This window comes from Mycobacterium sp. (assembly GCF_044223235.1).
Taxonomy (GTDB): Bacteria; Actinomycetota; Actinomycetes; order Mycobacteriales; family Mycobacteriaceae; genus Mycobacterium.
Map to the genome: position 1 here is coordinate 362,514 of NZ_JBGAME010000001.1, position 11,674 is coordinate 374,187.

The 11,674-nt window shown below is 68.8% G+C and carries 12 protein-coding genes; 8 read left to right on the top strand and 4 right to left on the bottom strand.

Annotated elements, in window-relative coordinates; all coding sequences use genetic code 11:
• The first annotated feature begins 101 nt into the window (after nt 1-101).
• The gene (locus ADBZ6K_RS01580; RefSeq protein WP_526344346.1) at nt 102-1,439 is read left to right on the top strand and encodes a DNA polymerase IV; all 1,338 of its coding nucleotides are present in this window, start codon (nt 102-104) and stop codon (nt 1,437-1,439) included.
• Between the two features lie 34 nt (nt 1,440-1,473).
• On the opposite strand, the gene ADBZ6K_RS01585 is transcribed toward ADBZ6K_RS01580, so the two are convergent.
• The gene (locus ADBZ6K_RS01585; protein ID WP_526344060.1) at nt 1,474-2,418 is read right to left on the bottom strand and encodes an asparaginase; all 945 of its coding nucleotides are present in this window, start codon (nt 2,416-2,418) and stop codon (nt 1,474-1,476) included.
• A 43-nt stretch (nt 2,419-2,461) separates the two neighbouring features.
• Between ADBZ6K_RS01585 and lspA the strand changes: the two genes are divergently transcribed.
• The 4 genes from lspA to dnaE all read left to right on the top strand — a co-directional run bounded on the left by lspA (nt 2,462) and on the right by dnaE (nt 8,518).
• Nucleotides 2,462-3,067 (top strand): signal peptidase II, encoded by a 606-nt coding sequence (gene lspA / locus ADBZ6K_RS01590; protein WP_526344061.1) that lies wholly within the window; start codon nt 2,462-2,464, stop codon nt 3,065-3,067.
• A complete protein-coding gene (locus tag ADBZ6K_RS01595) occupies nt 3,067-3,990 on the top strand; it encodes an RluA family pseudouridine synthase (RefSeq protein WP_526344062.1) in 924 nt (307 codons plus the stop codon). Before lspA ends, ADBZ6K_RS01595 begins: the two co-directional genes overlap by 1 nt.
• Nucleotides 3,987-4,859: an EamA family transporter RarD gene (gene rarD / locus ADBZ6K_RS01600; RefSeq protein WP_526344063.1), complete on the top strand. Its 873-nt coding sequence runs from the start codon at nt 3,987-3,989 to the stop codon at nt 4,857-4,859. Before ADBZ6K_RS01595 ends, rarD begins: the two co-directional genes overlap by 4 nt.
• A 98-nt stretch (nt 4,860-4,957) precedes the next feature.
• Nucleotides 4,958-8,518 (top strand): DNA polymerase III subunit alpha, encoded by a 3,561-nt coding sequence (gene dnaE, locus ADBZ6K_RS01605; protein WP_526344064.1) that lies wholly within the window; start codon nt 4,958-4,960, stop codon nt 8,516-8,518.
• Here the strand turns inward: dnaE and ADBZ6K_RS01610 are convergent.
• Nucleotides 8,507-8,962, bottom strand: a complete 456-nt coding sequence (locus ADBZ6K_RS01610) for a DUF1707 domain-containing protein (protein WP_526344065.1) — start codon at nt 8,960-8,962, stop codon at nt 8,507-8,509. The two genes, dnaE and ADBZ6K_RS01610, sit on opposite strands and share 12 nt — an antisense overlap.
• 116 nt (nt 8,963-9,078) lie before the next feature.
• On the opposite strand from ADBZ6K_RS01610, the gene ADBZ6K_RS01615 reads away from it, so the two are divergent.
• Entirely contained in the window at nt 9,079-9,675 is a 597-nt protein-coding gene (locus ADBZ6K_RS01615) for a TetR/AcrR family transcriptional regulator (RefSeq protein ID WP_526344066.1), read from the top strand.
• A gap of 55 nt (nt 9,676-9,730) precedes the next feature.
• Here the strand turns inward: ADBZ6K_RS01615 and ADBZ6K_RS01620 are convergent, their stop codons facing one another.
• Complete coding sequence (locus tag ADBZ6K_RS01620; RefSeq protein ID WP_526344067.1) at nt 9,731-10,390, bottom strand: hypothetical protein; 660 nt, start codon at nt 10,388-10,390, stop codon at nt 9,731-9,733.
• Here ADBZ6K_RS01620 and ADBZ6K_RS01625 point away from each other — a divergent pair.
• Nucleotides 10,389-10,838, top strand: a complete 450-nt coding sequence (locus tag ADBZ6K_RS01625) for an SRPBCC family protein (protein ID WP_526344068.1) — start codon at nt 10,389-10,391, stop codon at nt 10,836-10,838. The genes ADBZ6K_RS01620 and ADBZ6K_RS01625 overlap by 2 nt on opposite strands.
• Here the strand turns inward: ADBZ6K_RS01625 and ADBZ6K_RS01630 are convergent.
• Nucleotides 10,832-11,110, bottom strand: coding sequence for a hypothetical protein (locus ADBZ6K_RS01630; protein ID WP_526344069.1), 279 nt, complete (start codon nt 11,108-11,110; stop codon nt 10,832-10,834). The two genes, ADBZ6K_RS01625 and ADBZ6K_RS01630, sit on opposite strands and share 7 nt — an antisense overlap.
• Nucleotides 11,111-11,208: 98 nt before the next feature.
• On the opposite strand from ADBZ6K_RS01630, the gene ADBZ6K_RS01635 reads away from it, so the two are divergent.
• Complete coding sequence (locus tag ADBZ6K_RS01635; protein ID WP_526344070.1) at nt 11,209-11,646, top strand: nitroreductase family deazaflavin-dependent oxidoreductase; 438 nt, start codon at nt 11,209-11,211, stop codon at nt 11,644-11,646.
• The last annotated feature ends 28 nt before the right edge of the window (nt 11,647-11,674 follow it).

Here is an 11,674-nt window from a genome sequence, read left to right on the forward strand (position 1 = left end):
CCCAGATCAACGTATTGCAGAGAAAGCCCGAGTGATTCTCTGCAATACGTTGATCTCGGTGTGAGAGGAGGGTCGTGGATCGGTGGGTGCTGCACCTCGACATGGACGCGTTCTTCGCGTCGGTGGAGCAGCTGACCCGGCCCACGCTGCGGGGCAGGCCCGTGCTCGTCGGCGGCCTCGGCGGCCGCGGGGTGGTGGCCGGGGCCAGCTACGAGGCCCGCCGCTTCGGGGCCCGCTCGGCGATGCCGATGCACCAGGCCCGACGGCTGGTCGGGGCGCCCGCCGTGGTGCTTCCGCCGCGCGGCGTCGTCTACGGCGTGGCCAGCCGGCGGGTGTTCGAAACCGTGCGCGCCGGGGTTCCGGTTCTCGAACAGCTTTCGTACGACGAGGCGTTCGGAGAACCGGCCGAACTGGCTGGCGCACCCGCCACGGAGGTCGGGGAGTTCTGTCAGGCGCTACGGCGCCGGGTGCGCGAGGAGACGGGACTGGTGGCGTCGGTAGGCGCCGGATCGGGTAAGCAGATCGCCAAGATCGCCTCCGGTCTGGCCAAACCGGACGGCATCCGTGTCGTCTCCCGCGCCGAGGAGCGACCCCTGCTCGACGGGCTGCCGGTGCGGCGGCTGTGGGGCATCGGACCGGTGGCCGAGGAAAAGCTGCACCGGCTGGGCATCGAGACCATCGGGTCCTTCGCGGCACTCTCGGGGGCCGAGGTCGTCGACGTACTCGGCGGCACCGTCGGGCCCGCGCTGCACCGGCTCGCCCACGGCATCGACGACCGCCCGGTCGCCGAGAACGCTCCCGCCAAACAGATCAGCGCGGAATCCACGTTCGCGCACGACCTGACCACGCTGGAGCAGTTGCGCGCCGCGATCACGCCGATCGGCGAGCATGCCCACCGGCGACTGGAGCGCGACGGGCGCGGCGCGCGGACCGTGACCGTCAAGGTCAAGAAGGCCGATATGAGCATCCTGACCCGGTCGGCCACCTTGCCCTACGCCACCACCGACGCGGCCACCCTGATCGCCACCGCGCGCCGGCTGTTGCTCGACCCGTTCGAGGTGGGCCCGATTCGTCTTGTCGGAGTTGGGTTTTCGGGTCTGATGGAGGTCCAGCAGGAGTCGCTGTTCCCCGACCTCGAACAGCTCGGCGGCGACGAGGGACCCACTGAGCATCCACCCCAGACGCTGACGGACGCAGCGGCCGCCCCGCCGGCGTGGCGCATCGGCGACGACGTCGCGCACCCCGGCTTCGGACACGGCTGGGTGCAGGGCGCCGGGCACGGGGTCATGACCGTGAGGTTCGAGACCCGCGCGAGCGGGCCCGGCCCGGCCCGGACGTTTCCCGTCGATGCCCACGAGGTCGTCCGCGCCAACCCGGTGGTCAGCCTGGACTGGCCCGACTACCTGCGCACGCTGTCGGATTACCAGAGCACCCCGTAGTTCTCCGGGCGCCGGCACGCCCGCAGCACCGGCGTCACATCCCTCCTGCGCCCCAGCGGGCGATCACCTCCTCGACCGGCACGCCGGCCGCGAGCGCCGCCATCAGCAGCACGCGTGCCTGCGCCGGGCGCAGCCCGGGGACCACCACTGCCCCCGCGTCGACGAGGTCGCGGCCGGGCCCGTAGCCGGGGCTGATCCGCCCTCCTGGAACGCGCGTCGACACGGCGATCACCACACCAGCACGGCAGAGCCGTCGGACCCCGTCGATCACGGCGTGCCCGGCGTTCCCTGAACCGACCGCCTCCACCACGATGGCTCGGGCACCCGCGGCGACGCAAGCGTCCATCGCGACCGCGTCGCTGCCGGGGTAGACGGCGACGATATCGACCCGTGGTGCGCGGGCCGCCGACAGCTCCCCCAGATACGGCCGGGTCTTGGCCGCCCCCTCGTGGAACCTGCCGTCCGCCACCGACCCCACCGCCCGGCCGGTGAAGCCGCGCAGATCGGCGGTGGCGACCTTCTGCAGCCCGAGCGGCTGCCACACCGTGCCCGCGAAACACATCAGCACACCCAGGTCGCGGGCGAGGGGGCTGGCGGCGACCGTGAGCGCGTCGCGCAGGTTGGCCGGGCCGTCGGCATCGGGCGCATCGGAGCTTCGCTGTGCCCCGGTGAGGACCACCGGGGCGGCGCCGTCGTAGGTGAGTTCCAACCACAGCGCCGTCTCCTCCATGGTGTCGGTGCCGTGCGTGACCACCATCCCGTCGGCGCCCGCGGCGCGGGCGACCGCGTCGCGGATCCGGTCCCAATCGGCGGGTGTCAGCTGCGAGCTGTCGGCGGCCATCAGGTCCACCACCTCGACCGACACTGCGCCGCCGAGCCCCGCGGCCAGGTCGGCGCCGGTGCGGGTGGGTCGTCGGACACCTGCGCCGTCGGTGCTGGTGGAGATGGTGCCGCCGGTGGAGATCAGGACGAGGCTCACAGGCGAAATTGTTCACCATTGGCGCTTTGGGATGATGGGGGGCGTGACGGATGAAACACCGGACCGTGCCGAGCCGGTCACCGACGCCGACGAGACCCCCGAAGCCGCAACCGCGCCGCGGCGCAGGCTGCGCCTGCTACTGGGGGTCGCGGCGGTGGTGCTGGCCCTCGACATCGTCACCAAGGTGCTCGCGGTCAAGCTGCTCACCCCCGGCCAGCCGGTGTCCATCATCGGTGACACGGTGACCTGGACCCTGGTGCGCAACTCCGGTGCCGCCTTCTCGATGGCCACCGGGTACACCTGGGTGCTGACGCTCATCGCCACCGGGGTGGTGATCGGCATCGTCTGGATGGGCAGGCGCCTGGTGTCGCCTTGGTGGGCGATCGGCCTCGGCATGATCCTGGGGGGTGCCATGGGTAACCTGGTCGACCGGTTCTTCCGGTCGCCGGGCCCGCTCCAGGGACACGTCGTGGATTTTCTGTCGGTGGGTTGGTGGCCGGTGTTCAACGTGGCCGACCCGTCGGTCGTCGGAGGTGCGATCCTGCTGGTGGTGCTGTCGCTGTTCGGCTTCGACTATGACACCGTCGGGCGGCGCGAGCCGGACGACGGTGTCGCGGTGTCCGGCAACCGAGAGGCCGAGCAGTCCTAGTGAACACTCGATCGATGCCGGTCCCCGAGGGACTCGCGGGCATGCGGGTCGACGCCGGCCTGTCCCGCCTGCTCGGGCTGTCGCGCACCGCGGCGGCGGCGCTGGCCGAAGACGGCGGGGTGGATGTCGATGGCGCCGCCGTGGGCAAGTCGGATCGGTTGACGGCCGGCGCGTGGCTGGAGGTCCGACTTCCCGAACCGCAGGCACCGCCGGAGAACACACCCGTCGAGATCGAGGGCATGACGATCCTCTATTCCGACGACGACCTGGTGGCCGTCGACAAACCCCCTGGCGTCGCCGCACACGCGACGGTGGGATGGCACGGCCCCACGGTTCTCGGGGGACTGGCCGCCGCCGGATTCCGGATCAGCACGTCGGGCATCCACGAACGTCAGGGCATCGTGCACCGCCTCGATGTGGGCACGTCGGGCGTGATGGTGGTGGCGCTGTCCGAGCGCGCGTACACGGTGCTCAAACGGGCCTTCAAACAGCGCACTGTGCACAAGCGCTACCACGCGCTGGTGCAGGGCCACCCCGACCCGAGCAGCGGCACGATCGACGCGCCGATCGGCCGGCACCGCGGTCACGACTGGAAGTTCGCGGTGACCGAACAGGGCCGCCACAGCGTCACCCACTACGACACGATCGAGGCGTTCCAGGCGGCCAGCCTGCTCGACATCGAACTGGAAACCGGCCGGACACACCAGATCCGGGTGCATTTCGCCGCCCTGCACCACCCTTGCTGCGGCGACCTCACCTACGGCGCCGACCCGACGCTGGCCAAGAAGCTCGATCTCGAGCGCCAGTGGCTGCACGCCCGTTCGCTGGCGTTCACCCACCCCGCGGACGGCCGCGCGATGGAGATCACCAGCCCCTACCCGCCGGATCTGCAGCACGCGCTGGAGGTGCTGCGCAGCCAGTGAGCGCCGACACCCGCAGCAAGGGTCTGTTGTACGGCGTCGGCGCCTACGGCTCATGGGGACTGTTCCCGGCGTTCTTCCCACTGCTGCTGCCCGCCGACGCGTTCGAGGTGCTGGCGCACCGCATCGTGTGGACGCTGGTGCTGATGGTCGCCGTGGTCGCCGCCGTGGGCCGGCTCGGCGATCTGCGCCGCATCACCGGGCCGGTCTGGCTGCTACTGGCCTGTGCGTCGGGGCTGATCTCGCTGAACTGGGGCATTTACATCTACGCGGTGACCAACGGCCATGTCGTCGACGCGGCCCTCGGGTACTTCATCAACCCGCTGTTCAGCGTGGCGCTGGGAGTGGTGGTGTTCCGGGAACAGCTCAACCGCGCCCAGATCGTGGCCCTGTCGATCGCGGCGTGCGCCGTGGTGATCCTCACCGTCGAGAGCGGCACCGTGCCGTGGATCGCGCTCGGGCTGGCGATGTCCTTCGGCATCTACGGTGCCGTCAAGAAGGTGGTGCCGACGGATCCACGTGTCAGCGTGGGCGTCGAGGCGGCGGTGGCGGCGCCGGCGGCGGCGGCGTTCATCGTCGTGGCCCAGATCACCGGGCATGCGACCTTCACCAGCCACGGACCCTGGCACCTCGCCCTGATGGTGCTCTCCGGTGTGGTCACCGCGGTGCCGCTGCTGTTGTTCGCCGCCGCCGCGCAACGTCTGCCGATGGTGACCCTGGGCCTGCTGATGTACCTCACCCCGGCGATGCAGATGACCTGGGGCGTGGTGGTCGGGCGCGAGCCGATGCCGCCTGCGCGCTGGGTGGGGTTCGGGCTGATCTGGATAGCACTGGCGGTGTTCTCGGGCGACGCGCTGCGGCGGGCGCGGTGACCCAACGCGTCGCGGCGGTGCGATCGGTGGAGACACGCCCCCGGCGCGATCGCGACACGCCCGGCCGTGTCGGTGCGGCAACCTAGACTGACGGGCCTATGGGTAACGGCGTCTCTTCGACTGGCTCCTTTGTGCACCTGCACAACCACACCGAGTATTCGATGCTCGACGGGGCTGCCAAGGTCAAGCCCATGCTGGCCGAGGCGCAGCGCCTGGCGATGCCCGCGATCGGGATGACCGACCACGGAAACATGTTCGGCGCCAGCGAGTTCTACAACTTGGCGACCGGTGCGGGCATCAAGCCGATCATCGGGGTGGAGGCCTACATCGCGCCCGGGTCGCGGTTCGACACCAAGCGGGTGCTGTGGGGCGATCCCGGCCAGAAGAGCGATGACGTGTCGGGCAGCGGGTCATACACCCACATGACGATGGTCGCCGAGAACGCGACCGGGCTGCGCAACCTGTTCAAGCTGTCGTCGCTGGCGTCGTTCGAGGGGCAGCTCGGTAAGTGGTCGCGCATGGACGCCGAGCTGGTCGCCGAGCACGCCGAAGGCATCATCGCCACCACCGGATGCCCGTCGGGTGAGGTGCAGACCCGGCTGCGGCTGGGTCACGACCGCGAGGCGCTGGAAGCGGCGGCCAAGTGGCGGGAGATCTTCGGCGCCGAGAACTACTTCCTCGAGCTCATGGATCACGGGCTGGACATCGAGCGCCGGGTCCGCGAGGGGCTGCTCGAGGTCGGCCGCAAACTCGGTATCCCGCCGTTGGCCACCAACGACTGCCACTACGTCACCCGCGACGCGGCCCACAACCACGAGGCCCTACTGTGCGTCCAGACCGGCAAGACGCTGTCGGATCCGGCCCGGTTCAAATTCGACGGCGACGGCTACTATCTCAAGTCGGCCGCCGAGATGCGGGCCATGTGGGACGGCGAGATCGCAGGCGCGTGCGACTCCACGCTGCTGATCGCCGAGCGGGTGCAGTCCTACGCCGACGTCTGGGAGCCGCGCGACCGGATGCCGGTGTTCCCCGTGCCCGACGGACACACCCAGGAGACGTGGCTGCGCCACGAGGTCGCCGCGGGGCTGCGCCGGCGGTTCCCGGACGGGGTGGCCCAGGAGTACACCGGCCGGGCCGACTACGAGATCAAGGTCATCTGCGACAAGGGTTTTCCGTCGTACTTCCTGATCGTGGCCGACCTGATCGGCTACGCGCGCTCGGTCGACATCCGGGTCGGGCCGGGCCGCGGGTCGGCGGCCGGTTCGCTGGTCGCCTACGCGCTGGGGATCACCAACATCGACCCGATCCCGCACGGGCTGCTGTTCGAGCGGTTCCTCAACCCGGAGCGGCCGTCGGCCCCCGACATCGACATCGACTTCGACGACCGTCGCCGCGGTGAGATGCTGCGGTATGCCGCCAACAAGTGGGGCAGCGACCGGGTGGCCCAGGTCATCACCTTTGGCACCATCAAAACCAAAGCGGCGCTGAAGGATTCGGCGCGGGTGCACTACGGCCAGCCCGGCTTCGCGATCGCCGACCGGATCACCAAGGCGCTGCCACCGCCGATCATGGCCAAGGACATCCCGCTGTCGGGCATCACCGATCCCGCACACGAGCGGTACAAGGAGGCCGCCGAGGTGCGCGGCCTGATCGACACCGATCCCGACGTGCGCACCATCTACGAGACCGCGCGAGGGCTGGAGGGTCTGGTCCGCAACGCCGGCGTGCACGCCTGCGCGGTGATCATGAGCTCCGAGCCGCTGGTCGACGCGATCCCGCTGTGGAAGCGTCCCCAGGACGGCGCCGTCATCACGGGCTGGGACTATCCCTCGTGTGAGGCCATCGGCCTGCTCAAGATGGACTTCCTCGGCCTGCGGAACTTGACGATCATCGGCGACGCCATCGAGAACATCAAGGCCAACCGCGGTATCGACCTCGACCTGGAGTCCCTGTCGCTCGACGACCCGGCCGCCTACGAACTGCTGTCGCGCGGCGACACGCTGGGGGTGTTCCAGCTCGACGGCGGGCCGATGCGCGACCTGCTGCGCCGCATGCAGCCCACCGAGTTCAACGACATCGTGGCCGTCCTCGCGCTGTACCGGCCCGGGCCGATGGGGATGAACGCCCACAACGACTACGCCGACCGCAAGAACGGCCGCCAGCCCATCAAGCCGATCCACCCCGAACTCGAGGAGCCGCTGCGCGAGATCTTGGCCGAGACCTACGGCCTGATCGTCTACCAAGAGCAGATCATGTTCATCGCCCAGAAGGTCGCCTCGTACACGATGGGCAAGGCCGACGCGCTGCGCAAGGCGATGGGCAAGAAGAAGCTCGAAGTGCTCGAGGCCGAGTACAAGGGCTTCTACGAAGGCATGACCGCCAACGGGTTCTCCGAGAAAGCGGTGAAAGCCCTGTGGGACACCATCCTTCCGTTCGCGGGCTACGCCTTCAACAAGTCGCACGCCGCCGGATACGGCCTGGTGTCGTACTGGACGGCCTACCTGAAGGCCAACTATCAGGCCGAGTACATGGCCGGGCTGCTCACCTCGGTCGGTGACGACAAGGACAAGGCGGCGGTGTACCTGGCCGACTGCCGCAAGCTCGGCATCACGGTGCTGCCTCCGGATGTCAACGAGTCCGTGCAGAACTTCGCCTCGGTTGGCGCCGACATCCGCTTCGGCCTCGGAGCTGTCCGCAACGTCGGCTCCAACGTCGTTGCCTCCCTGATCAAAACGCGCACCGAAAAGGGTAAGTACACCGACTTCTCGGACTACCTGAACAAGATCGACATCGCCGCCTGCAACAAGAAGGTGACGGAATCGCTGGTCAAGGCGGGGGCGTTCGACTCGCTCGGTCACCCGCGCAAGGGCCTGTTCCTGGTGCACACCGACGCCGTCGACTCGGTGCTGGGCACCAAGAAGGCCGAGGCGATGGGGCAGTTCGACCTGTTCGGCGGGGCGGGCGGTTCCGACGCCGATATGGGGCAATCCGCGTTCACCATCAAGGTGCCCGACGAGGAGTGGGAGGACAAGCACAAGCTGGCGCTGGAGCGCGAGATGCTGGGCCTGTACGTGTCCGGGCATCCGCTCAACGGCGTGGCGCACCTGCTGGCCAACCAGGTCGACACCCAGATCCCTGCGATCCTCGACGGCGATGTGGCCAACGATGCCCAGGTGCTGGTCGGCGGGATTCTCGCGGGCGTGAACCGGCGGGTGAACAAGAACGGATTACCCTGGGCCTCGGCGCAATTGGAGGACCTCACCGGCGGAATCGAGGTGCTGTTCTTCCCGCAGACCTATTCGGTATACGGGGCCGAGGTCACCGACGATGCGGTCGTGCTGGTCAAGGCGAAGGTGGCGGCCCGCGACGACCGGATCGCACTGATCGTCCAGGAACTGGTGGTGCCGGACTTCACCAGCGCTACCGCGGACCGTCCCATCGCGGTCAGCCTGCCGACGCGCCAGTGCACGATCGACAAGGTCAGCGCGCTCAAACAGGTGCTGGCCAACCATCCTGGCACCTCGCAGGTACATCTGCGCTTGATGAGTGGCGAGCGGATCACCACGCTCGAACTCGATCAGTCCTTGCGGGTGACGCCGTCTCCGGCGCTGATGGGTGACCTGAAGGCGCTGCTCGGCCCCGGTTGCCTAGGCGGATGAGGTGAGGCCGCTGAATCGGCCGGCGCACAGTCGCACGGGTAGGGCATGCGACGCGACGCCGATGGCGCCACCGAGAATCGGCCAGACCGGCCAGAAGTACCAGGCCCCGGCGGTGAGCGCGACGGCCAGCCACACCGTCAGGCAGATGACGGCCATGGCGACGTAGGCGGCCAGGTGCACCTGTACCCCGCGCCGCGCGGCGGCCCGGCGTCGCGCGCGCCGACCGGGATCCTGGTGACGGATCCGGGCGATCGGCAAGTCGGCCAGCACCGCGCGCAACCCGGCGGCGGTGGTCGCCGAGAACACCAGGTCGACGCGCCGCTCGTACTCCTCCATCGTGAGATATCCCTGGGCCAGCGCCTGCCCCAGTTCGTGTGCGGTGTGTTCCCGTTCCTGGTCGCCCACGCGGACGTCGAGCGCTGGCCGGTGGTCGGTGACGGACATGTCGGCTCCTCACTGATTGATCGACCTAGATCGACCTAGATTGACACTGTCAAGGTGTGTATCCCAGCATGGCAGAGCTGCTTGACACTGTCAACCAGTGCGCCGAGAATCGGCCGATGACCTCTGCATCGCGTCCCGATGTGCGGGCGGCGCTCCTCGACGCGGCCCGTGCCGAGCTCGCCGAACACGGAAGGGCGGGCATCAGCCTTCGGGCCGTCGCGCGGCGTGCGGGCGTGTCCCATGCCGCTCCCAAGCATCATTTCGGCGATCGCGCCGGGCTATTGACCGCGATCGCCGCCGAGGGATTCGACGGGCTGACCGCCGCGCTGGCCTCGGCCGAGATCGGCGATGGCGGCCCGGAGGAGCGGCTCAACGCCCTCGGCCGCGCCTACGTCGATTTCGGTCTTCGGCATCCCGCGCTGTTCGACCTGATGTTTCGGCCCGCCGAGTTGCATCGGGACGACCCCGAGCTGGTGCGCGCGCAATCGGGTGCGCTCACCGCGCTGTCGTCGGTGGCCGCCGAGATCGCGCCGATCGAGACCGCGGCCTCGGGGATTCCGCTGCTGGCACTGACGAGCTGGGCGCTGGCGCACGGGCTGGTGGTGCTGGCAAGGGATGGCGCACTGCAGGCCGCGGCGGGCACCCGACCCGCCGACACCGCGTTGCCACTCGCGCTGATCGGGGTGATCGGCCGCGCGATGCGGCCCAATTGAACAGGCTGACCGCCTAATTGAACAGGCTGACCGCCTAATTGAACAGGCTGAACGCCTAATTCAACAGGCTGACCGCCCGCGTGAAGACCAGCGCGACGGTCGTCGTCGCCACCGTCGCCTGCACCGCCATCATGGCCTTGGCCCATCGGGCCAGCGGCATGGTGTCGGTGGGGGAGAACGCGACCGAGTTGGTGAAGCTCACGTACAGGTAGTCGACGAACAGCGGCCGCCAGTCCGGCCGGGCGTGGTCGCTGTCGGACATCTGCGGGAACAGGAAGTCGGGATAGCGCCGCCCACCCACTTGTCGCAGCCCCGGCCCGCCACGGTCGAGCACCCAGTACCAGATGCCGAAGGCGATGACGTTGGTCATGTAGATCGCACCGCCGCTGCCGAGCAGTACGGCTGCGTTGTCGGCGATGCGCCCGGAGATGATGCGGTAGTTCAGCACCACCGCCGACGCGGTGTTGTCCATCGTGATCGCCCCTGTCAGCAGCCGCATCGCCCATATGCCGACGGCAGTACGCGCATGCCGGGTCAGCGGATTGGCGACCAGGATGACCACGAGCAGAAGGAGTTCCAGCACGATCAGCGGCCATCGCGGCACGGCGGTGTAGCGCTGCGGAATCGCGATCTGCAGCGTCAGCACGGACGCGACGGCGATCAGCACCGGGATCCGGCTCTCCGGGCGGGCGCCGATGGCGGTGGATTCCGACATGCCCACACAGTGCCCCAACCGCGGATTCGTCGCGCGGTGGCGCACCGGCGGCGCGACGATATGTGTCGTGACCATCGGGGCGGATGACGAGAACCAGTCCACCAACATCAGCGTGTGGATCGGCGTGACGGCGCCGGTCGCCTACGAGTTCATCGCGGATCCGCGTAACCTGCCCGCCTGGTCGGCGGGACTGGACACCTCACAGGTGACGGTCGAGTTCTCCCCGCGCAACGCCTTCGGCGTCCTGGATCACGTGGTGCGCACCGCCGATGGGCAGTCGTGCTACAACCCGTTCCGGGTGATTCCCGCCGGTGGCGGTCAGGGGCGGTGCGAGGCTGTGTTCACGGTGCGGCGCAGGCCCGGACTTACCGACGACGAATTCGCGGCCGACGTGGCTGCGGTGACCGCCGACCTGCAGACGTTGCGCAGGCTGCTGGAAGGTCAGTGATGCACCGAGCGAGAAGCCGGAGGCGGATCGCGCATGGGCTCCGAGGAGATGGCGCCGAGAATCACCCACGACAGGGTGGCGGCCCCGGCGGCGGCGAGTACGGCCGGCGCAGCGCTCATGGTGACCATTCCGACGACGACCAGCACGACAAAGCCAAGCGCGAGCGAGAGCAGCTTGTAGACGGGCCACGGCACACCGGCGACCAGCACCGTCGAGTCTGGCCGGATGGTCCTCGAAGCGGACCCCGACCGAAATTCGCCCGCCGTTGTCATCACTTGACCATAGCTCGTAACTAAAGTTTCGGCTACCCGAAACCTTGGATCAGGAGGGTCGGTTCTCCACCGATTCCTAGGTTCATAGACTGGGCACCATGCCGATCACCGGAGACTACGAACCAAGCACATCTGACTGGGCGCGGGAAAACGCCGAACTCTACATGGAGTCCGGGGGTACCGACGGCACCGAACTCAAGGGCAGGCCCGTCATCCTGCTCACCACGATCGGGGCCAAGTCCGGCAAGGTCCGCAAGACCCCGCTGATGCGGGTGGAGCACGACGGCGAGTACGCGGTGGTGGCTTCCCTGGGCGGTGCCCCGAAGCACCCCGTCTGGTACCACAACATCACGAAGCATCCGCGCGTCGAACTGCAGGACGGCACGGTGACCAAGGACTACGAGGCGCGCGAGGTGTTCGGCGACGAGAAGGCCGTCTGGTGGACGCGCGCGGTGGCCACCTGGCCGGACTACGCCGAGTACCAGAAGAAGACAGACCGCCAAATCCCGGTGTTTGTGCTCACCCCGATTCAGTGATCCGCCCAGGCGATGGCACCATTGTCCG